Source organism: Streptomyces albireticuli (genome assembly GCF_002192455.1).
Classification (GTDB): domain Bacteria; phylum Actinomycetota; class Actinomycetes; order Streptomycetales; family Streptomycetaceae; genus Streptomyces; species Streptomyces albireticuli_B.
This window is the reverse complement of sequence record NZ_CP021744.1, coordinates 5,623,978-5,643,834: the sequence shown is the minus strand read 5'-3', so window position 1 is coordinate 5,643,834 and position 19,857 is coordinate 5,623,978. Positions and strand designations below refer to the sequence as shown.

General features: G+C 73.1%; 21 protein-coding genes and 1 riboswitch. Of the genes, 10 read left to right on the top strand and 11 right to left on the bottom strand.

The features are described from left to right. Positions 1-36: 36 nt before the first annotated feature. The 4 genes from metF to SMD11_RS24405 all read right to left on the bottom strand — a co-directional run bounded on the left by metF (position 37) and on the right by SMD11_RS24405 (position 3,591). Complete coding sequence (metF, locus tag SMD11_RS24420) at positions 37-954, bottom strand: methylenetetrahydrofolate reductase [NAD(P)H] (RefSeq protein WP_087928477.1); 918 nt, start codon at positions 952-954, stop codon at positions 37-39. Positions 955-1,081: 127 nt separating this feature from the next. Next, on the bottom strand, positions 1,082-1,741 hold the full coding sequence (gene thiE / locus SMD11_RS24415) for a thiamine phosphate synthase (RefSeq protein ID WP_087928476.1): 660 nt from the start codon (positions 1,739-1,741) through the stop codon (positions 1,082-1,084). Positions 1,742-1,863: 122 nt separating this feature from the next. Next, positions 1,864-2,229 (bottom strand): Rv2175c family DNA-binding protein, encoded by a 366-nt coding sequence (locus SMD11_RS24410; protein ID WP_087928475.1) that lies wholly within the window; start codon positions 2,227-2,229, stop codon positions 1,864-1,866. A 192-nt stretch (positions 2,230-2,421) separates the two neighbouring features. Further along, a complete protein-coding gene (locus tag SMD11_RS24405; RefSeq protein WP_418952535.1) occupies positions 2,422-3,591 on the bottom strand; it encodes an NAD(P)/FAD-dependent oxidoreductase in 1,170 nt (389 codons plus the stop codon). Positions 3,592-3,838: 247 nt separating this feature from the next. Further along, positions 3,839-3,951: riboswitch (TPP riboswitch) on the top strand. Here SMD11_RS24405 and thiO point away from each other — a divergent pair. From thiO to SMD11_RS24380, 5 genes are all read left to right on the top strand, one after another. Beyond that, positions 3,949-5,127, top strand: coding sequence for a glycine oxidase ThiO (thiO, locus tag SMD11_RS24400; RefSeq protein ID WP_087928473.1), 1,179 nt, complete (start codon positions 3,949-3,951; stop codon positions 5,125-5,127). (Overlaps the previous riboswitch by 3 nt.) Continuing rightward, positions 5,124-5,363, top strand: coding sequence for a sulfur carrier protein ThiS (gene thiS, locus SMD11_RS24395; RefSeq protein ID WP_087928472.1), 240 nt, complete (start codon positions 5,124-5,126; stop codon positions 5,361-5,363). The genes thiO and thiS overlap by 4 nt, the downstream gene beginning before the upstream one ends. Before the next feature lie 9 nt (positions 5,364-5,372). After that, positions 5,373-6,173 carry a thiazole synthase gene (locus SMD11_RS24390; protein WP_087928471.1) on the top strand — a complete coding sequence of 267 codons (801 nt, stop codon included), beginning with the start codon at positions 5,373-5,375 and terminating at the stop codon, positions 6,171-6,173. 65 nt (positions 6,174-6,238) lie between these two features. Further along, complete coding sequence (pknB, locus tag SMD11_RS24385; protein WP_087928470.1) at positions 6,239-8,188, top strand: Stk1 family PASTA domain-containing Ser/Thr kinase; 1,950 nt, start codon at positions 6,239-6,241, stop codon at positions 8,186-8,188. A gap of 3 nt (positions 8,189-8,191) precedes the next feature. Further along, complete coding sequence (locus tag SMD11_RS24380; protein ID WP_087928469.1) at positions 8,192-9,097, top strand: deoxyribonuclease IV; 906 nt, start codon at positions 8,192-8,194, stop codon at positions 9,095-9,097. 28 nt (positions 9,098-9,125) lie between these two features. Here SMD11_RS24380 and SMD11_RS24375 read toward each other — a convergent pair whose 3' ends face one another. Continuing rightward, positions 9,126-9,758 carry a sulfite oxidase-like oxidoreductase gene (locus tag SMD11_RS24375; RefSeq protein ID WP_087928468.1) on the bottom strand — a complete coding sequence of 211 codons (633 nt, stop codon included), beginning with the start codon at positions 9,756-9,758 and terminating at the stop codon, positions 9,126-9,128. A 152-nt stretch (positions 9,759-9,910) separates the two neighbouring features. On the opposite strand from SMD11_RS24375, the gene bfr reads away from it, so the two are divergent. After that, entirely contained in the window at positions 9,911-10,399 is a 489-nt protein-coding gene (gene bfr / locus SMD11_RS24370) for a bacterioferritin (protein ID WP_087928467.1), read from the top strand. Between the two features lie 41 nt (positions 10,400-10,440). Here the strand turns inward: bfr and SMD11_RS24365 are convergent, their stop codons facing one another. Together SMD11_RS24365 and SMD11_RS24360 are read right to left on the bottom strand one after the other, a co-directional pair. Further along, a complete protein-coding gene (locus tag SMD11_RS24365; RefSeq protein ID WP_087928466.1) occupies positions 10,441-10,680 on the bottom strand; it encodes a (2Fe-2S)-binding protein in 240 nt (79 codons plus the stop codon). Between the two features lie 130 nt (positions 10,681-10,810). Further along, on the bottom strand, positions 10,811-12,166 hold the full coding sequence (locus SMD11_RS24360) for a class II 3-deoxy-7-phosphoheptulonate synthase (protein ID WP_087928465.1): 1,356 nt from the start codon (positions 12,164-12,166) through the stop codon (positions 10,811-10,813). A 227-nt stretch (positions 12,167-12,393) separates the two neighbouring features. Between SMD11_RS24360 and SMD11_RS37360 the strand changes: the two genes are divergently transcribed. Together SMD11_RS37360 and SMD11_RS24355 are read left to right on the top strand one after the other, a co-directional pair. Continuing rightward, a complete protein-coding gene (locus SMD11_RS37360) occupies positions 12,394-12,450 on the top strand; it encodes a trp operon leader peptide (protein WP_107422014.1) in 57 nt (18 codons plus the stop codon). A gap of 92 nt (positions 12,451-12,542) precedes the next feature. Next, positions 12,543-14,474 (top strand): anthranilate synthase family protein, encoded by a 1,932-nt coding sequence (locus SMD11_RS24355; RefSeq protein ID WP_087928464.1) that lies wholly within the window; start codon positions 12,543-12,545, stop codon positions 14,472-14,474. 101 nt (positions 14,475-14,575) lie between these two features. Here SMD11_RS24355 and SMD11_RS24350 read toward each other — a convergent pair whose 3' ends face one another. The 4 genes from SMD11_RS24350 to SMD11_RS24335 are packed head-to-tail and all read right to left on the bottom strand — an operon-like array spanning position 14,576 to position 18,363. Continuing rightward, entirely contained in the window at positions 14,576-15,607 is a 1,032-nt protein-coding gene (locus SMD11_RS24350) for a 6-phosphofructokinase (protein ID WP_087928463.1), read from the bottom strand. A 48-nt stretch (positions 15,608-15,655) separates the two neighbouring features. Next, positions 15,656-16,327, bottom strand: a complete 672-nt coding sequence (locus tag SMD11_RS24345; protein WP_087928462.1) for a response regulator — start codon at positions 16,325-16,327, stop codon at positions 15,656-15,658. Continuing rightward, complete coding sequence (macS, locus tag SMD11_RS24340; RefSeq protein ID WP_234366154.1) at positions 16,324-17,574, bottom strand: MacS family sensor histidine kinase; 1,251 nt, start codon at positions 17,572-17,574, stop codon at positions 16,324-16,326. The genes SMD11_RS24345 and macS overlap by 4 nt, the downstream gene beginning before the upstream one ends. A gap of 27 nt (positions 17,575-17,601) precedes the next feature. Continuing rightward, a complete protein-coding gene (locus SMD11_RS24335) occupies positions 17,602-18,363 on the bottom strand; it encodes a lysophospholipid acyltransferase family protein (protein WP_087928460.1) in 762 nt (253 codons plus the stop codon). A gap of 112 nt (positions 18,364-18,475) precedes the next feature. On the opposite strand from SMD11_RS24335, the gene SMD11_RS24330 reads away from it, so the two are divergent. Together SMD11_RS24330 and SMD11_RS24325 are read left to right on the top strand one after the other, a co-directional pair. Beyond that, positions 18,476-19,246, top strand: coding sequence for an alpha/beta hydrolase (locus SMD11_RS24330; protein WP_087928459.1), 771 nt, complete (start codon positions 18,476-18,478; stop codon positions 19,244-19,246). Beyond that, positions 19,239-19,835 (top strand): hypothetical protein, encoded by a 597-nt coding sequence (locus tag SMD11_RS24325; protein WP_087930710.1) that lies wholly within the window; start codon positions 19,239-19,241, stop codon positions 19,833-19,835. The genes SMD11_RS24330 and SMD11_RS24325 overlap by 8 nt, the downstream gene beginning before the upstream one ends. Positions 19,836-19,857 lie beyond the last annotated feature (22 nt).

Here is a 19,857-nt window from a genome sequence, read left to right as displayed (position 1 = left end):
CCCCTCTCGTTCCGGCTGCCGCACCCGGAACAGCCGTCAGGACCGCTGATGCAGCCCCAGATTCTCGTAGATTTCCAGCGTCGCCGTGGAGTGGTTCAGGGTAATGAAGTGCAGACCCGGAATCTCCTCGGCCATCAGGCGCGCGCACAGCTCGGTGGCGTACTCGATCCCGATCGAGCGTACAGCGGCCGGATCGTCCTTGACCGCGAGGATCCGCTCGGCCAGCTCGGGCGGGAAGGCGGCATTGCTGAGCTGGGCGAAGCGCTCGATCTGGCGGACGTTGGTGACGGGCATGATCTCGGGGATGATCGGGGTGTCGCACCCCGCCGCCGCGACCCGGTCGCGCAGCCGGAGGTAGTCCTCGGGATAGAAGAACATCTGGGTGATGGCGAAGTCGGCCCCGGCCCGGCACTTGTCCACGAAGTACCGGACGTCCGTCTCCCAGTCGTCGGAGCGCGGGTGCATCTCCGGGAAGGCGGCGACGCCGACGCAGAAGTCGCCGGACTCCTTGATGAGCCGGACGAGGTCGGCGGCGTAGCGGACGCCCTCGGGGTGGCGCACCCACTCGCCCATCGGGTCGCCGGGCGGGTCACCGCGCAGCGCGAGCATGTTGCGGATCCCGACGTCGGCGTACTGCCCGATGATGTTGCGCAGTTCCGCCGTCGAGTGGTTGACCGCCGTCAGGTGCGCGACGGGGGTGAGGGTGGTGTCGGTCGCCATGCGCTCCGTCACCCGCACGGTGCCCTCGCGGGAGGAGCCTCCGGCGCCGTAGGTCACGGACACGAAGGTGGGGCCGACCGCCTCGATCCGGCGAATGGCGTTCCACAGGGTCCGTTCGCCCTTCTCGGACTTCGGGGCCGCGAACTCGAACGAATACGACCGCTCGCCGGAGGCGAGCAGCTCACGCACCGTACGGGCGTGATCTGTCCTGGTGGAGGCTGTACCAAGGGCCATACTCGCAAGTTAACCAGCGGGGGCGTGGCACACCCAAGCATGCGCTTCGATATGCCCGTTTCGCCGGGCTCCCGTCCACAAGGTGGACAGGACGTGTGTCAGGTCACGGGCCGGGCCGGCCCGCCGGTCAGGCCGCTGCCGCGCGGTCGCGGACGCGCCGGGCGAGCGACGCGGCGGCCGCGCCCGGGTCGTCGGCCTCGGTGAGCGCGCGGACCACGACGATCCGGCGGGCGCCGGCGTCCAGCACCTCGTCCAGATTGCCGGCGTCTATGCCGCCGATCGCGAACCAGGGCCGTGCGGGGGCCAGCGCGGCGGTGTGGCGCACCAGGTCCAGGCCCGGGGCGTGCCGCCCCGGCTTCGTCGGGGTGGGCCAGCAGGGGCCGGTGCAGAAGTAGTCCACGCCGGGCTCGGCGACCGCGGCGGCCACCTCAGCCTCGGCGTGCGTGGAGCGGCCGACGAGCACGTCCGCGCCCAGCACGGCACGGGCGGCGGGCACCGGGAGGTCGCCCTGGCCGAGGTGGAGCACGTCGGAACGGATGGCGTGGGCGACGTCCGCCCGGTCGTTGACCGCGAGGAGCTTGCCGTGCCGGCGGGCGGCGTCGGCGAAGACCGCGAGGTGCTCCAGCTCCTCCCCCGCCTCCATGCCCTTGTCGCGCAGCTGCACGATGTCCACGCCCGAGGCGAGCACCGCGTCCAGGAACTCCGGCAGGTCGCCCTGGCGCTTGCGGGCGTCGGTGCACAGATACAGCCGGGCGTCGGCGAGCCGCTCGCGCGCGGTGACGGACATCGGGTGTTCTCCCCCGGGTCGGCGGCGTACGGGCGCGGGGCCGGGCCCCACGCCCGTACGCCGGACGGTTTTCGCGGTCTTTCTCTACGGGTGTCGCACGCGTCTACGGCGCCGCCGGCGGGTCAGACGGCCAGCGCCTGGGCGCGGCGCTTCACCTCCGTGCCGCGATTCTCGCGCAGGGCCTGCGCCGGGGTGCCCGGCAGGGTGGGGTCCGCGGTGAAGAGCCACTCCAGCATCTCCTCGTCGCTGAAGCCGTCGTCCCGCAGCAGGGTCAGGGTTCCGGACAGCCCCTTGACCACCTTGCCGTCGCCGATGAAGTCGGCGGGCACCATGAGCACTCGGTTCTCGCCACGGCGCACCGCGATCAGCTGGCCCTCCTTGACCAGCTGCCGGACGCGCGTCACCTCGACGCCGAGCTTTTCGGCGATGTCGGGGAGGTTGAGCCAGGCGGGGACGAGAGCATCGATCTTTGCGTCAATCTCGGTCACAGGACAAGCCTGCCATCTGGGACTGACAGTCGGTAGCCGGGTTGACCCGACCCGGCGTCAGCGGGTCGTCAGGAAACCGGCCGGAAACCCGGCCGGCGAGCGGGCGCGAACCCCCCGGAGCCCGGTCGGGACACGGGCCGGGACGCGGCCGGGGCCCGGCCGCGCGCCGGCCGGGCCCCGGCCGGAAAGCCGTCACAGTCCGGCGGACTTCAGGGGCACCGACGGGTTCGCCGCCTTCTCCCGGTCCACGGCCGCGCCGCGCTCGATGAGCTTGCGGCCCTGCGCCAGGTCCCGGGGCCGGCCGACGGCCAGCAGCGCCACGAGGACGTCGCCGCGCAGCCAGCACACCGTCCAGGCCGCACCGGTGGGGTCGCCGCGCCAGACGAGCTCGTCACCGTCGACGTGGTGGCCCGCGTACTGCACGAACCTGCCGAACTGCTCCGACCAGAAGTAGGGCACCGGGTCGTAGACGGGGCCCTCGGCCGGGCCGAGGGCGATGTTCTCGGCGACGGTCCGCGGGCCCTGGAGGGCGTTGTCCCAGTGGTGGACGAGCAGCCGCTCGCCGTAGCGGGCGGACGGGAAGGACGCGCAGTCGCCCACCGCGTAGACGTCGGGCAGGGAGGCGCGCAGCCGGTCGTCGGTGGCGACGGAACGATCCGCCGCGAGCGCGATCCCGGAGTCCGCCAGCCAGTCGGTGTCCGGCCGGGCGCCGATGCCGACGACCACCGCGCCGGCCGGCAGCCGGGTGCCGTCCGCGAGCAGCACCGCGCCGTCCTCCACGGCGGCCACCCGCGCGCCGGTGAGCAGCCGGGCGCCGCTGTCGGCGTACCAGGCGGCCATGTGGGCGGCGACCTCGGCGGGCAGGGCGCCCGCCAGCGGCCGGTCGGCGGCCTCGACGACGGTGACCGCGCAGCCCGCCTCCCGGGCGGCCGTCGCGAACTCGGCACCGATCCAGCCCGCGCCGACGGCCACCACGTCCCGCTGCTCGGCCAGCACCGGACGCAGGCCCTCCGCGTCGTCCAGGGTGCGCAGCAGGTGGACGCCGGGCACGCCCTCGCTGCCGGGCAGCTCGACGGGCCGGGCGCCGGTGGCGATGACCAGCACGTCGTAGGGCACCGGCCCGGCGGAGGTCTCCAGCACGCGCTCCTCGGCGCGCAGCGCGGTGACCTCCCGCCCGAGGCGCAGATCTATGCCCAGGGACGCGAAGTCCACCTCGAACGCCGAGCCCTCGGCCTTGCCGAGCAGCACCGCTTTGGACAGGGGAGGCCGGTCGTACGGCCGGTGGGGCTCGGCCCCCAGCAGAGTGATCGTGCCCTGCCAGCCCTGTTCGCGCAGGGCCACCGCCGTCTGCACCCCGGCCATGCCGGCACCCACGATGACGACGCGCCGGTCACTGGAGGTATTCGTCTGGTCGCTCACCCGATCACTGTAGGGCGGGGGCCGGGCTTCCCCGCAGCACCGTGCAGCGAGACGTCCGACACAAGGTCATTCACCAGTCGGCCGCGGACACCACGGCGCGCGGCCACCGTTCCGGGTGCTCCCGGCGCCCCGCCCGCCCGGGTCCGAGCGGCCTTCCGGTCGCTTCCCGGCGCGTACTAGGGTGGCCGGTGCAAGCACTCGCGGGAGCCCGGACGCACCGGGCTGAGAGGGAGGCTGGACGGCCTCCGACCGTACGAACCTGATCCGGGTCATGCCGGCGAAGGGAGGGGCTGGACACCCATGTACGCGTCTTCCACCGCGTCACCGGGGACGTACGACGTCCTCGTCGTCGGCGGCGGTGTCATCGGTCTGGTCACGGCGTGGCGCGCGGCGCAGCGCGGGCTGCGCACCGCGCTCGCGGACCCCGCGCCCGGCGGCGGGGCGGCGCACGTCGCCGCCGGGATGCTGGCCGCGGTGACCGAACTGCACTACGGCGAGCAGACCCTGCTCGCGCTGAACCTGGAATCGGCCCGGCGCTACCCCGCGTTCACGGCCGAGCTGGAGGAGGCGAGCGGCCGGGACACCGGGTACCGCGCGTGCGGCACGCTCGCCGTCGCCCTCGACGCCGACGACCGGGCGCACCTGCGGGAACTGCACGCCCTCCAGCGCGCCTGCGGGCTCGACGCGGAGTGGCTGTCCGGGCGCGAGTGCCGCCGGCTGGAGCCGATGCTCGCGCCCGGCGTGCGCGGGGGTGTGCGGGTGGACGGCGACCACCAGACGGATCCGCGGCGGCTCGCGGGCGCCCTGCTCACGGCCTGCGAGCGGGCCGGGGTGATCTTCCACCGCGCGGCCGCGACGCGGCTGCTGTGCGCGGGCGGCCGCGCCACCGGCGCCGAACTCGCGGACGGTGAGCGGCTGTCCGCCGGACAGACCGTGCTCGCGGCGGGCAGCCGCAGCGGCTGCCTGGCGGGCGTACCCGAGGGCGTCCTGCCGCCGGTCCGCCCGGTGAAGGGCCAGATCCTGCGGCTGCGGGTGCCGGCCGGCTACGCGCCCTTCCTCTCCCGGACCGTGCGGGCCGTGGTGCGCGGCTGCCCGGTGTACCTGGTGCCGCGCGAGAACGGCGAGCTGGTCGTCGGCGCGACCACCGAGGAGCTCGGCTGGGACACCACCGTCACCGCGGGCGGGGTCTACGAACTGCTGCGGGACGCCCATGAGCTGGTGCCCGGCATCACCGAACTGCCTCTGGTGGAGACCCTCGCCGGACTGCGCCCCGGCTCCCCCGACAACGCCCCGCTGCTCGGCCCCACGGCCCTGCCCGGCCTGCACACCGCCACCGGCCACCACCGCAATGGCGTGCTGCTCACACCGGTGACGGGTGACGTCATGGCCGAGGTGCTGACCTCCGGGCGGCTGCCCGACGAGGCCCGCCCCTTCTCCCCCCGACGCTTCGCGAACGCCCTTCAGGAGCTGCCCGTATGAACCCCAGCGACCCCACCGACCGCCCCGAGGCCCAGGTGGGCATCAGCGTCAACGGCGAGAGCCGCGCGATCCCCGCGGGCCTGACCCTGGACACCCTCGTCGGGTCCCTCACCACCGCGCGCGGCGGTGTCGCGGCCGCCGTCAACGAGGCGGTCGTCCCGCGCGGCCAGTGGTCCGCCACCACGCTCGGCGCCGGCGACCGCGTCGAGGTCCTCACCGCAGTGCAGGGAGGCTGATCAGCTCCGATGGCAGACGATCTGCTCACCATCGCGGACACCACCTTCACCTCGCGCCTGATCATGGGCACGGGCGGGGCACCCAGCCTGGAGGTCATGGAGCGCGCCCTGCTGGCCTCCGGCACCGAGCTGACCACCGTCGCGATGCGCCGGCTGGACGCGAGCGTGCGGGGCTCCGTGCTGTCGGTGCTCGGCAGGCACGGCATCCGCGTCCTGCCGAACACCGCGGGCTGCTACACGGCCGGCGAGGCCGTCCTCACCGCCCGGCTGGCCCGGGAGGCGCTCGGCACGGACTGGGTCAAGCTGGAGGTGATCGCCGACGAGCGCACCCTGCTGCCCGACCCGGTCGAGCTGCTGGACGCCGCGGAGATACTGGTCGACGACGGCTTCACGGTGCTGCCGTACACCAACGACGACCCGGTCCTCGCCCGGAAGCTGGAGGACGTCGGCTGCGCCGCGATCATGCCGCTGGGCTCCCCCATCGGCTCCGGCCTCGGCATCCGCAACCCGCACAACTTCCAGCTGATCACCGAGCGGGCGGGCGTCCCCGTGGTCCTCGACGCGGGCGCCGGCACCGCCTCGGACGCGGCCCTCGCGATGGAGCTGGGCTGCGCGGCCGTGATGCTCGCCTCGGCGGTCACCCGCGCCCAGGAGCCCGTCCTGATGGCGGAGGCGATGCGGCACGCGGTCGAGGCCGGCCGCCTGGCGCACCGGGCGGGCCGGATCCCGCGCCGCCACTTCGCGGAGGCGTCCTCCCCCGCGGAGGGGCTGGCACGCCTGGACCCGGAGCGTCCGGCGTTCGGCGCGTAGCCGTACCGGCGCGGGCCGGGCAGGGGAGAAACCGGCCCGCCCGCGCGGCCTCTTAGACTCGTCCCGTGGATACGACGCTAGGGGACCCGCTCGTCGGGAACGTGCTCGACGGCCGCTACCGGGTCGACGCCCGGATCGCCGTCGGCGGGATGGCCACGGTCTACCGGGCCGTGGACACCCGGCTCGACCGCGTGCTCGCGCTGAAGGTGATGCACCCCGGTCTCGCCGGGGACGCCGCTTTCGTCGAGCGCTTCATCCGCGAGGCGAGGTCGGCCGCCCGGCTCGACCACCCCAATGTGGTGAGCGTCTCCGATCAGGGCACCGACCGCGGCTACGTCTACATAGCGATGGAGTACGTACCCGGCTGCACCCTGCGCGACGTCCTGCGCGAGCGCGGCGCCCTCCAGCCCCGCGCGGCCCTGGACATCCTGGAGCCGGTGCTCGCGGCGCTCGGCGCGGCCCACCTCGCGGGGCTGATCCACCGCGACATGAAGCCGGAGAACGTCCTGATCGGCGACGACGGCCGGGTGAAGGTCGCCGACTTCGGGCTCGTACGGGCCGTGGACACCCACACCTCGGCCTCCACCGGCTCGGTGCTGGGCACGGTGTCGTACCTGGCCCCCGAGCAGATCGAGCACGGCACCGCCGACACCCGCGTGGACGTCTACGCCTGCGGCGTGGTGCTCTACGAGATGCTCACGGGCGCCAAGCCGCACGGCGGCACCACCCCGGCCCAGATTCTCTACCAGCACCTGCACGAGGACGTCCCGGCCCCGTCCGCGGCCGTCCCCGGGCTCGCCCCCGGCCTGGACGCCCTGGTCGCCGGGGCCACCGCCCGCGACCCGCGGAACCGGCCGGCCGACGCGGCGGAGATGCTGGCGCAGGTCCGCACGGCGCGCGCGGCGCTCTCCGACGAGCAGCTGGACGCCGTGCCCCCGCAGGCGACCGCGGCCGGACCGGCCGCCCGGGCCGCGGGCCCCGAGGACCGCACGAGCGTGCTGCCCCGTATCGCCGACGCACCGCCCGCGCCCGCCGACGACGCCCTGAACCGCACCACGCGCCTGGACCACCCGCCCGCGCCCCCGGGGCCGCCGCCCGCCGCAACGCCGCGTCCCGCGCGCCGCCCGCTGCCCCGGCGCGGCCTGCTGGTGGCGCTCGCCGCCGTCCTCGCGGTGCTGGTCGGCTCGGGCATCTGGTACGTCAACTCCGGTCAGTTCACGAACGTCCCGGCCGTCCTGGACATGCCCCAGGACAAGGCCGAGAAGGAGCTCGGCAAGGCCGGGCTCGGGGTGAAGGTCAAGCAGGAGTTCAGCGACACGGTCGAGCGCGGCCGGGTGATGGCGACGGACCCCGCCACCGGCGAGCGGATCCGCAACACCGGCAAGGTGACGATCACCGTCTCCCGGGGCCCGGCCCGGTCCGAGGTGCCCAACGTCATCGGCATGGGGCTCGACGCGGCGAAGCGGAAGATCGAGGGCGCGGGCCTCGCGGTCGGCGACGTCGGGACGCAGTTCAGCGACGAGACCCCGCAGGGCGCGGTGCTGGCCACCGACCCCAAGGCGGGCGCCGAGCGGCGGCCGGACACCCCCGTCGCGCTCACCGTCAGCAAGGGCCCGGCCCTCGACGTGCCCGACGTGACCGGCCAGTCCGTCGCGGCCGCCACCACGGCGCTGCGCGACAAGGGCTTCGAGGTCGAGGTCTCGGGCACCCAGGTCTTCTCCGACAAGCCCAAGGACGCGGTGGCCGAGCAGTCGCCCGGCAAGGGCGCCAAGGCGGCCAAGGGCGACAAGATCACGCTCACGGTCTCCAAGGGCCAGGAGATGGTCACCGTCCCCGACGTCACCGGGAAGAGCGAGGCCGACGCCCGGCGGACGCTCACCGACGCGGGCTTCAAGGTCGAGGTGAAGCGGCCGTTCTTCTTCCCCCGGGACTCCGTCGACCGGCAGTCGGTCAAGGGCGGCGACCAGGCGCCCAAGGGCGGCACCATCACGATCGAGCTCAAGGGCGGCCTGTAGACCATGACCGGTGACACGGAGCTCACGGGCCCGGCCCGCGCGCGGGCGCGCAACCCCGTCGGCGGCCACATCCCCGTCGCCGGGGGCCTGGCGAGGACGGGACTGCCCTACGCCCGGCGGATGGGCGCCGAGACGGTGCAGGTCTTCGTGGCCAACCCGCGCGGCTGGGCGACCCCGGCCGGCGTCGCCCGGCAGGACGAGGAGTTCCGGGCCGCCTGCGCCGAGGAGGGGCTCCCGGTCTGGGTGCACGCCCCCTACCTGATCAACTTCGGCTCGCACACCCCGGCGACGGTCGAGCTGTCCGTGGAGTCCATGCGGCACTCGCTGCGCCGGGGCCGGGCCATCGGCGCGCGGGGCGTCGTCGTCCACACCGGGTCGGCGACCGGCGGCAGGCCGCGCCGCGAGGCCCTGGCCCAGGTCCACGAGCGGCTGCTGCCCGTCCTGGACGAGCTGACGCACGACGACGACCCGTGGCTGCTGCTGGAGCCCACCGCCGGGCAGGGCGCCTCGCTCTGTTCCCTGGTCGAGGACCTCGGCCCGTACTTCGAGGCCCTGGAGCACCATCCGAAGCTGGGGGTGTGCCTGGACACCTGCCACGTCTTCGCGGCGGGCCACGACCTCGCCGAGACGGGCGGGATGAAGCGGACGCTCGACGAGCTGGTCTCCGTCGTGGGCGAGGGCCGGCTGCGGCTGATCCACGCCAACGACTCCAAGGAGGCCGTCGGCGCGCACCGGGACCGGCACGAGAACATCGGTTCCGGCCACATCGGGGCCGACCCGTTCGCGGAGCTGTTCACGCACCCGGCGACGGAGGGCGTCTCCCTCACGATCGAGACACCGGGCGGCCCGGAGGGCCACGCGGCGGACGTGGCGCGCCTGAAGGAACTGCGGGCGGCCGCGGCCTGCTGAGGGCCGCCGAGGGGCGGCCCGGGAGCGGCTAGATCTCCGGGCCCTCGCCCGGCCGCTCCTGGTAGGTGTAGCGCTGCTCCCGCCACGGGTCACCGATGTTGTGGTAACCCCGCTCCTCCCAGAAACCCCGGCGGTCCGCCGTCATGTATTCCACGCCCCGCACCCACTTGGGGCCCTTCCAGGCGTACAGGTGCGGGACCACGAGCCGCACCGGGAAACCGTGCTCGGCGGTGAGCGGTTCGCCGTCCTTGTGGGTGGCGAAAATCGACTGCTCGGAGGTGAAGTCCGACAGCCGCAGATTCGAGCTGAAACCGTATTCGGCCCACACCATCACATGGGTGACCTCGGGCGCGGGCGGGGCGAGTTCGACGATCGTACGGGCCGAAACCCCACCCCATTCGGCGCCGAGCATGCTGTACTTCGTGACGCAGTGCAGATCCGCCACCACCGTCGAATACGGCAGTGCGGAGAATTCGTCGTGCGTCCAGCAGTGCTTGTCACCGTCGGCGGTCGAGCCGAAGACACGGAACTCCCAGCGATCCGGTCTGAACCTCGGGACCGGCCCGTAATGCGTCACCGGCCAGCCGCGCTGGAGGCGCTGTCCCGGAGGCAGCTGGGGGAGGTCCCCTTTGCGGCTTTCGGCGTTTTTCGAGGGCCCCATGGCTCCATGGTGTCAGACCTTTGACAGTGCTGATGACCAGGGGTTCCGCTATCCGGGCAACTCACCTAAGTGTGCACTTACTGGACGGTTTCGAAGGGCGGTGCGAGGATGCGCGCAACCTGCCAGCCACCCTCGTGGAAGGAGCCTCTGCGATGCAGGGCGACCCTGAGGTCATCGAATTTCTCAACGAACAGCTGACGGCCGAGCTCACCGCCATCAATCAGTACTTCCTGCACGCGAAAATGCAGGAGCACCTCGGTTGGACGAAGATCGCCGAGCACACCCGCGCCGAGTCCTTCGACGAGATGAAGCACGCGGAGGTGCTGACCGACCGCATCCTCTTCCTGGAGGGGCTGCCGAACTACCAGCGGCTCTTCCATGTGCGGATCGGCCAGTCGATCGTGGAGATGTTCCAGGCCGACCGCCAGGTGGAGGTGGAGGCCATCGACCGCCTCAAGCGCGGCGTGGAGGTCATGCGGGCCAAGGGCGACATCACCTCGGCCAACATCTTCGAGGCCATCCTCGAGGACGAGGAGAACCACATCGACTACCTCGACACCCAGCTGGACCTGATCGAGAAGCTCGGTGAGCCGCTCTACCTCGCGCAGTTCATCGACCAGTCCAACGGCGGAGCGGACTGAGCGGGACGGCGCGGACCGAGCGCCCGCACCACCCGGGCGGCCTAGGCGGCCTGGGGTATCTCCGAGCCGAGCACGTCGGCGTCCCCCTGGTCGGCCAGCTCACGGCGCGGGCACGCGCCACGGCCGAGCAGGGCCTGGATGCGGCGCACACAGCTGCCGCAGTCGGTGCCGGCCTTGCAGGCGGAGGCTATCTGGCGGGGCGTGCACGCCCCCTTGTCCGCGTGCTCACGCACCTGCTGCTCCGTGATGCCGAAGCATGAGCAGACGTACACGCGGTTCACCGCCCAGCGGGTTGATCAATAAGGTTACCCTTACCTTACCCGGCTCGGCGGCCGAATAACAACGCCGTGGGGCGCGGATCACTCGGATCCGCGCCCCACGGTCGTTCACCGGCCGAAGCCGTACCCGTTCCTACTGGTCCCGGTACATCTCCGCGACCAGGAAGGCCAGGTCCAGCGACTGGCTGCGGTTGAGCCGCGGGTCGCAGGCCGTCTCGTAGCGCTGGTGCAGGTCGTCGACGAAGATCTCGTCGCCGCCGCCCACGCACTCCGTGACGTCGTCGCCGGTCAGCTCGACGTGGATGCCGCCCGGGTGGGTGCCGAGGCCCTTGTGGACCTCGAAGAAGCCCTTGACCTCGTCCAGCACGTCGTCGAAGCGGCGGGTCTTGTGGCCCGAGGCCGCCTCGAAGGTGTTGCCGTGCATCGGGTCGCAGATCCACGCGACCTGGGCACCGGACGCCGTGACCTTCTCGACCAGCTCCGGAAGCTTCTCCCGGATCTTGTCGGCACCCATCCGGGTGATGAAGGTCAGCCGGCCCGGCTCGCGCTCCGGGTCGAGCCGCTCGATGAGGGTCAGCGCGTCCTCGGCGGACGTCGTCGGGCCGAGCTTCACCCCGATCGGGTTACGGATCTTCGACGCGAACTCGATGTGCGCCCCGTCCAGCTGCCGGGTCCGCTCACCGATCCAGACCATGTGGCCCGACACGTCGTACAGGTCGCCGGTCCGCGAGTCGACACGGGTCAGCGCCGACTCGTAGTCCAGGACGAGCGCCTCGTGCGACGAGAAGAACTCGACGGTCTTGAACTCCTCCGGGTCCACCCCGCAGGCGTTCATGAAGTTCAGCGCCCGGTCGATCTCGCGGGCCAGCGCCTCGTAGCGCTGCCCGGAGGGGGAGGACTTCACGAAGTCCTGGTTCCAGGCGTGGACCTGGCGCAGGTCCGCGTAACCACCGGTGGTGAAGGCGCGGACGAGGTTCAGGGTGGAGGCGGAGGCGTGGTACATCCGCTTCAGGCGCTGCGGGTCCGGCGTACGGGCCTCGGGTGTGAAGGCGAAGCCGTTGACGGAGTCGCCGCGGTAGGTCGGCAGGGTCACGCCGTCGCGGGTCTCGGTCGGCTTCGAGCGCGGCTTGCTGTACTGACCGGCGATGCGGCCGACCTTGACGACGGGCACCTGGCCCGCGTAGGTCAGCACGGCGCCCATCTGGAGGAGCGTCTTCAGCTTGTTGCGGATCTGGTCGGCGCCGACGGCGTCGAACGCCTCGGCGCAGTCGCCGCCCTGGAGCAGGAACGCCTCACCACGGGCGACGGCTCCCAGGCGCTGGCGCAGCTGGTCGCACTCACCCGCGAAGACGAGAGGCGGATAGCTCGAAAGCTCCGCGGTCACTTCGCGCAGAGCCTCGGCATCCGGGTACTCGGGCTGCTGCGCCGCAGGCAGGTGTCGCCATGTCGCCCGACTGGCAACGGCTTCGATGTCAGCGTTCACGGTCACGATGCAACAGTACGGGTTCGCCACGGTCGAATTTACCGGATGCCCGCCTGGTGAGACAGATCCGACCGAATGCTGTCCCACCAGGACACCCCCGCCTGCGCGGGGACCACATGGCCGAGCTCGACTCCTGACCGCCGCTCGTCGGCTCACCCCCGCCTGCGCGGGGACACACTTCATGTCAACGAATGCGCTCCCCGTCGGGCACGGTCATGTACTAAGGTTCCGACATGTTCGCGCAGACGACCCAGAACTGGTGGTGGACCGCTCAACCGGCGGCCCACTGATCGCGCGTACCCGAAGACACACCGCGAAGGCCGCCCGGAGGGCGGCCTTCGGCGTTTCCCGGGGCTGTTCCTCCTCACCGGAAGGAACCCAGATGACCGGCGACACCCACACCCTCCTCGCACGGCTCACCGACCCCGCCTGTCCGCCCTTCGCCCTGCTCCACCGCCGCACCCCCGGGCGCGGCGAGGACACCGTCGAGCTCCTCCTCGGCCCCGTCGCGGAGTACGCGCGCCTCACCGACATCCCGCTGCCGGACGGCCCGCCCGCCGGCGGCGCGCCCGCCCTGGACGCCCTCGCCCTGATCCCCTTCCGGCAGATCCGCGAGCGCGGCTTCGACGTCCACGACGACGGCACCCCGCTCGCGGTGCTGCACCCCCGGGAGTGCCACGAGCTGCCGCTCGCCGAGGTCCTCGCCGCGCTGCCCGCCCACGAGGTGCGGGTGGAGGGCGGCGCCTTCGACGTGGACGACGAGGCGTACGCCGGGATCGTCGAGCGGGTGATCGCGGACGAGATCGGCGCCGGCGAGGGCGCCAACTTCGTCATCCGGCGCACCTTCGAAGGCGAGGTCCACGGCTTCGGGGCGGCCGACGCCCTGGCCCTCTTCCGCCGGCTGCTCGCCGGCGAGCGCGGCGCCTACTGGACGTACGTGGTGCGCACCGGCGACCGCACGCTGGTGGGCGCCAGCCCCGAGGTGCACGTCCGGATGTCCGGCGGCACCGTCGTGATGAACCCGATCAGCGGCACCTACCGCTACCCCCCGGAGGGCCCCTCCAAGGACGGGCTGCTGGCCTTCCTGCACCACCGCAAGGAGGTGGAGGAGCTGTCCATGGTCGTGGACGAGGAGCTGAAGATGATGTGCACCGTCGGCGACATGGGCGGGGTCGTCGTCGGGCCGCGGCTCAAGGAGATGGCCCACCTTGCCCACACCGAGTACGAGCTGCGGGGCCGCTCCTCGCTGGACGTCCGGGACGTGCTGCGCGAGACGATGTTCGCCGCGACCGTCACCGGCTCCCCGGTGCAGAACGCCTGCCGGGTCATCGAGCGGTACGAGCCGCGGGGCAGCGACGGCCGGGGCCGCGGCTACTACGCGGGGGCGCTCGCGCTCATCGGCCGGGACGGCGGCGGCGCCCGCACCCTCGACTCGCCGATCCTGATCCGCACCGCCGACATCGACCGGCGGGGCCGGCTGCGGCTGCCGGTCGGCGCGACCCTGGTGCGCCACTCGGACCCGTACGGCGAGGTCGCCGAGACGCACGCCAAGGCGGCGGGCGTGCTGGCGGCGCTCGGCGTCCGCACCGCCCTGCGCGACGCCGGGACCCGGCCCGCGGCCCGGCTCGCCGAGGACCCGGACGTGCGGGCCGCCCTCGACGCCCGCCGCGCGGACCTGGCGCCCTTCTGGCTGCGGATGCGGACGACGTCCTCCACGGCCCGGCTGACCGGGCACGCGCTCGTCGTCGACGCCGAGGACACGTTCACGGCGATGCTGGCCCACCTGCTGCGCACCTCGGGCCTCACGGTCACGGTCCGCCGCTACGACGAGCCGGGCCTGCGGGAGGCGGCCCTGACCCACCAGGGCCCGGTCGTCCTGGGCCCCGGCCCCGGGAACCCCTCCGACGCCGCCGACCCCAAGATGCGGACGCTGCGCGCGCTGACGGCCGAGCTGCTGCGGGGGCACCGGCACGGCCTGCTGGGCGTGTGCCTGGGCCACGAGCTGATCGCGGCCGAGCTGGGCATGGAGATCGTCCGCAAGGCCGACCCCTCGCAGGGGGCGCAGCAGCGGATCGGTTTCTTCGGGCGCGAGGAGACGGTGGGCTTCTACAACACGTTCACCGCGCGGTGCACGGAGCGGGCGGAGGCGGAGCTGGCCATGCACCGGGTGGAGCTGAGCCGGGACGCCGCGAGCGGTGACGTCCACGCGCTGAGGGCTCCCGGATTCGCCGGTGTGCAGTTCCATCCGGAGTCGGTGCTGACGCTGGACGGCGCGGCGATCGTGGCGGAGCTGCTGGCGTCGGTGCTGGTCTGAAGGGGTCCCGCGAGCGGCGGGTGGGCCGGCTGTCCGCCCGCCCGCCGCTCAGGCACCGGAACCGGGTGCGGTGCGCGCGGGCGCGCACCGCGTCCCGGCCGTCAGCCGAAGAACGTCCGCGCCTCCGCGTACAGCGCGTCCGGCACCGTCTTCAGCCGGGCCGTCGCCTCGCCCAGGGGCACCCGCACCACGTCCGGTCCCCGCAGCGCGACCATCCGCCCGTAGTCCCCGTCCCGCACGGCGGCGATCGCGTGCAGTCCGAACCGGGTGGCCAGCCAGCGGTCGAAGGCGCTCGGTGTCCCGCCCCGCTGGACGTGGCCCAGGACGGTCGTACGGGCCTCCTTGCCCGTGCGGGCCTCGATCTCCTTCGCCAGCCACTCCCCCACGCCGGACAGCCGCACATGGCCGAAGGAGTCCTGGGCGGCGGCGTCCTTGAGGACGAGGTCGCCGTCCCTCGGTACGGCTCCCTCGGCGACCACCACGATCGGGGCGTAGCTCGCGCGGAAGCGGGAGGTGACCCAGCCGCAGACCTCGTCGAGGTCGAAGGGTTGTTCGGGGACGAGGATGACGTTGGCGCCGCCGGCGAGCCCGGAGTGCAGGGCGATCCAGCCCGCGTGGCGGCCCATGACCTCCACCACCAGGACCCGCATGTGGGACTCGGCGGTGGTGTGGAGGCGGTCGATGGCCTCGGTGGCGATGTTGACGGCGGTGTCGAAGCCGAAGGTGTAGTCCGTGGCGGAGAGGTCGTTGTCGATGGTCTTGGGGACGCCGACGCACCGCACGCCGTGCTCCTCGTGGAGGCGGGCGGCGACGCCGAGGGTGTCCTCGCCGCCGATCACGATCAGGGCGTCGACCTCGTCCTTGGCGAGGTTCTCGCGGATGCGGCGGACGCCGTCCGGTTCCTTGAAGGGGTTGGTCCGTGAGGAGCCGAGGATGGTGCCGCCCCGGGGCAGGATGCCCCGGACGGCGGGGATGTCGAGCCGGGACGCGGAGCCGTGGAGCGGCCCTCGCCATCCGTCCCGGTAGCCGGTGAAGTCGTAGGCGTAGTCCTGGACGCCCTTGCGGACGACGGCACGGATGACCGCGTTGAGCCCGGGGCAGTCACCACCGCCGGTCAGCAATCCGACCCGCATGACACTCTCCCTTCAGCCGAGGACGGCGCCCGGCCTCCGGGGGGAGCGTCAGGCGTCGTCGAGACCTCGCTCTATCGCGTAGCGCACGAGCTCCACGCGATTGTGCAACTGGAGTTTGCCCAAGGTGTTCTGTACATGGTTCTGCACCGTGCGGTGGGAAATAACCAGCCGCTCCGCTATCTGCTTGTACGACAGGCCCTTGGCGACGAGCCGCAGCACCTCGGTCTCGCGGTCGGTCAGCCGGGGGGCCTTGGGCTCGTCGGGCGCGGCCGGGGCGGGGTCGGCGGCGAGGCGGCGGAACTCGCCGAGGACGAGGCCCGCGAGGCCGGGGGTGAAGACTGCGTCGCCGACGGCCGTCCGCCGGACGGCGTCCAGCAGTTCCTCGGTGCTGGCGGACTTCAGCAGATAGCCGGTCGCCCCGGACTTCACGGCCTCCAGCACATCGGCGTGCTCGCCGCTGGCGGAGAGGACGAGGACGCGCAGGGCGGGGTTCTCGCCGACGAGCTCCTTGCAGACGGCGACGCCGGGCAGGCCGGGCAGGTTGAGGTCGAGGACCAGCACGTCGGGGCCGGCGGCGCGGGCCCGGCGTACCGCCTGGGGGCCGTCACCGGCGGTGGCCACCACGTCGAACCCGGCGTTCGCCAGGTCGCGGGCGACAGCGTCGCGCCACATCGGGTGGTCGTCGACCACCATGACCTTCAGGGTCCGCTCTTCACTCATCGGCCGGCCTCGCTCCCCCGTGGAACTCTCAATTCGACTTCTGTGCCCTGCCCCGGCACGGACAGCAGCTCCGCGCTGCCGCCCAGGTCCCGCAGCCTGCCGCGGATGGAGAGGGCGACGCCCATGCGCCCCTCCCGCTCCGCGTCGGCGAGCCTGCCGTCCGGGATGCCCGGGCCGTCGTCCCGGACGGTGACGATCACCGCGTCCGGCTCGTCCTCCAGCAGGATCCAGGCCCGCGCGCCGTCGCCGGCGTGCTTGCGGACATTGTCCAGCGCGGCGCCGACGGCGGCGGCCAGCTCCGCCGCCGCGGCCGCCTCCAGCAGGACGGCGGTGCCGGGCCCGGCGAAGGAGACGTCGGGTCCGGCGTGCGGGGCGAGCAGCGCCGCCAGGTCGCAGGGGCCCGCGGGGGGCCGTGGCGCGGGCGGTGCGGCCGGGCCGGGGCCGCCGGGTACGGTCAGCCCGGCCAGCTCGGCGTCCTCGGCGTACCGCTCCGGGGTGCCCCGGGCGGGCAGCAGGCCGCCCGCCACGAGGGTGCGCAGGGCGATCTCCTGTTCGCCGGCCATCCTGCCGAGCTCGGCCGCCTCGCCGCCGAGGGCGGTGCCGCGGCGCTGCACCATGGCCAGGACCTGGAGGACGCCGTCGTGGATGTCGCGGGCGAGGCGCTCGCGCTCGCGGGTCGCGGCCTCGATCTGGAGGGCGCGGGCGAGGGTGCGCTCACTGGCGCGGGCCACCTCGACGATGTAGCCGATGGCGATGGAGGAGACCCAGACCAGCAGGACGTTGTGGACGGTGTCCCGGGCCGGGCTGCCGCGCTCGACGAGGTTGGCCAGGGCCACCAGCGTGGAGCCGGCGGCCGCCCAGCGCCAGCCGCCCTTGATGGCGCAGCCCAGCACGGCGCCGCCGGTCCAGATGGACGGCAGGGTGGCCGCGCCGCCGGCGATGCGCTCCGGGGAGTCGACGACGGTGGTGAGCAGCACGCCGACCAGCGCGATGGTGAGGTCGGCGGCCAGGAAGCGCTTGGTGCAGCGCTCGGGCGAGGAGACCCGGTTCCAGGTCAGCGCCATCCACAGGGTGAGTGCGCCCATGTAGAGCGCGCCACCGAGCGGATGGGCGTAGTCGTGGTAGTTGAAGCCGAACAGTGCGAGGGCGTAGCCGAGCGTCAGGATGCGGTAGCCGGTCAGCGCGCGCCACAGCGGCAGCTCCACCGACATCCGTACGACGCGCGGCCTCTTGCTGCGCGGTGCCATCGACCAAACCCCCCAGCCCGGACGGGGCTACGCCTCGGGCTGCTTCCCCGCCTTGTCGAGTCCGGCGGCCTTCGCCGCCTTCTCCTCCTCGGCCTTCCGCTTCGCGTCCTCGGCGATCTGCCGCTTGGCGGCGGTCGCGTAGATGTCGACGTACTCCTGGCCGGAGAGCTCCATGATCTTGTACATGACCTCGTCGGTCACCGAGCGCAGGATGAAGCGGTCGCCGTCCATGCCGTGGTAGCGGCTGAAGTCCAGCGGCTCGCCGATCCGGATGCCCGGCCGGATCATCTTCGGCAGGACCTTCCCGGGCGGCTGCACCTTCTCGGTGTCGATCATCGCGACGGGGATGACGGGCGCGCCGGAGAGCAGCGCGACCCGGGCGAGGCCGCCGGGCTTGCCGCGGTAGAGGCGGCCGTCCGGGGAGCGGGTGCCCTCGGGGTAGATGCCGAAGAGCTCACCGCGCTCCAGCACCTCGAGTCCGCTCTTGATCGCCGCCTCGCCGGCCCCGCGGCCGCCCGAACGGTCGACGGGCAGCTGGCCCACGCCCTTGAAGAACGCGGCCGTCAGCTTTCCCTTGACCCCGGGGGAGGTGAAGTATTCCTGCTTCGCGATAAAGGTGATCTTGCGATCGAGCACCGCGGGCAGGAAGAAGGAGTCCGAGAACGACAGGTGGTTGCTCGCCAGGATCGCGGGCCCCTCGGCCGGGATGTTCTCCAGGCCCTCCACCCACGGCCGGAAGGCAAGCTTCAGCGACCCGCCGATGGACAGCTTCATAGCGCCGTAGAACAACCGAGAACCTCCTGTAGTGACGAGGAGACCTTAACCTGCCTACCCGCCCGGCGGCGCTCCGCGTACGCTGAGGGGCAGACCCCTTTTCCCGTTCCACCGATCGGAGATTCCGGTGCCGCTCCTCCCCGGCGCCGAGCCGTTCCGCCACGACGGCGGAGAGGTCGGCGTCCTCGTGTGCCACGGCTTCACCGGTTCCCCGCAGTCCGTACGGCCCTGGGCCGAGCATCTCGCGGAGCGCGGCCTCACCGTCTCCCTCCCCCTGCTGCCCGGCCACGGCACCCGCTGGCAGGACATGCAGGTCACGGTCTGGCAGGACTGGTACGCGGAGGTCGACCGCGCGCTGCGGGAGCTCCGGGAGCGCTGCTCCCAGGTGTTCGTCTGCGGTCTGTCGATGGGCGGGGCGCTGACGCTGCGGCTGGCGGCGAAGCACGGGGCGGACGTCTCGGGCATCGTCCTGGTCAACCCCGCGAACAAGGTGCACGGTCTGGCGGCCAAGGCGCTGCCGGTGGTGCGCCACCTGCTGCCCACGAAGTCGGGCATCGCCAGCGACATCGCGAAGCCGGGCGGCGAGGAGGTCGGCTACGACCGGGTGCCGCTGCACGCGGCGCACTCCTTCCGCCGCTTCCTGACCATGCTGGACGGGGAACTCCCCCAGGTCACCCAGCCGTTGCTGCTGCTGCACAGCCCCGAGGACCATGTGGTGCCGCCCGCCGACTCGGCGCGGATCCTGGCCCGGGTGTCCTCGCGGGACGTCACCGAGCGGCTGCTGGAGCGCAGCTACCACGTGGCGACGCTGGACCACGACGCCGAGCTGATCTTCGAGGAGACCTTCGCGTTCATCAGCCGGCTCTCGGCGGGTGTCGGGGCGGCCCCCCGTGGCTGAGCACGACGCGGACCACGACCGCGACGAGAGCCGCGACCCGCTCGACGAGGACGCGGCGTGGGCGGAGCTGGTCGCCGCGTACGGCGAGGAGCCCGACCCGGCGACGGGTCGCTGGCCCGCCTCCGGTGACGTCCTGGACTCCGCGGCCACCCGCCCGGCGGCCGAGGGCCCCGCGGCCGCCGACCCGACCGGGCCGGAGGAGCCGCCGCTGAAGCCCCGCCCCGCCGCCTCCGACGAGCCGGCGAAGCCGGAGCGGCCCGGCAGCTTCATCGTGTACGCGCCGGGGGTCGGCCCCCGTGACTGGGACGGCCCTTCCGAGGAGGCGCTCGACGACTGCGAGGAGGGTCACTTCGTCCCGCCGGAGCCGCCGCCGCTGCCCACGGGTGATGTGACGTCGCGGTTCGCGTGGATCGCGGTGCTGGGCGGCCCGTTGCTGCTGCTGATCATGGTCCTGCTGCGGCAGGAGCTGACGTGGTGGGTGACGACGCTGGGCGTGGGCGGCTTCCTGGGCGGCTTCGCGACGCTGGTCCTCCGGATGAAGGACACCGACGAGGAGGACGACGATCCGGGACGGGGCGCGGTGGTGTAGCGGCGAGGGCTTTTCTCCCCGC

Excerpts from the sequence above, each read along its gene's own strand:
- metF (WP_087928477.1), bottom strand. The coding sequence starts at position 954 with ATGGCCCTTGGTACAGCCTCCACCAGGACAGATCACGCCCGTACGGTG.
- thiE (WP_087928476.1), bottom strand. The coding sequence starts at position 1,741 with ATGTCCGTCACCGCGCGCGAGCGGCTCGCCGACGCCCGGCTGTATCTG.
- SMD11_RS24380 (WP_087928469.1), top strand. The coding sequence starts at position 8,192 with ATGACCGGTGACACGGAGCTCACGGGCCCGGCCCGCGCGCGGGCGCGC.
- bfr (WP_087928467.1), top strand. The coding sequence starts at position 9,911 with ATGCAGGGCGACCCTGAGGTCATCGAATTTCTCAACGAACAGCTGACG.
- SMD11_RS24390 (WP_087928471.1), top strand. The coding sequence starts at position 5,373 with ATGGCAGACGATCTGCTCACCATCGCGGACACCACCTTCACCTCGCGC.
- SMD11_RS24355 (WP_087928464.1), top strand. The coding sequence starts at position 12,543 with ATGACCGGCGACACCCACACCCTCCTCGCACGGCTCACCGACCCCGCC.
- SMD11_RS24345 (WP_087928462.1), bottom strand. The coding sequence starts at position 16,327 with ATGAGTGAAGAGCGGACCCTGAAGGTCATGGTGGTCGACGACCACCCG.
- SMD11_RS24405 (WP_418952535.1), bottom strand. The coding sequence starts at position 3,591 with ATGGCCGGGGTGCAGACGGCGGTGGCCCTGCGCGAACAGGGCTGGCAG.
- thiO (WP_087928473.1), top strand. The coding sequence starts at position 3,949 with ATGTACGCGTCTTCCACCGCGTCACCGGGGACGTACGACGTCCTCGTC.
- thiS (WP_087928472.1), top strand. The coding sequence starts at position 5,124 with ATGAACCCCAGCGACCCCACCGACCGCCCCGAGGCCCAGGTGGGCATC.
- SMD11_RS24375 (WP_087928468.1), bottom strand. The coding sequence starts at position 9,758 with ATGGGGCCCTCGAAAAACGCCGAAAGCCGCAAAGGGGACCTCCCCCAG.
- SMD11_RS24350 (WP_087928463.1), bottom strand. The coding sequence starts at position 15,607 with ATGCGGGTCGGATTGCTGACCGGCGGTGGTGACTGCCCCGGGCTCAAC.
- macS (WP_234366154.1), bottom strand. The coding sequence starts at position 17,574 with ATGGCACCGCGCAGCAAGAGGCCGCGCGTCGTACGGATGTCGGTGGAG.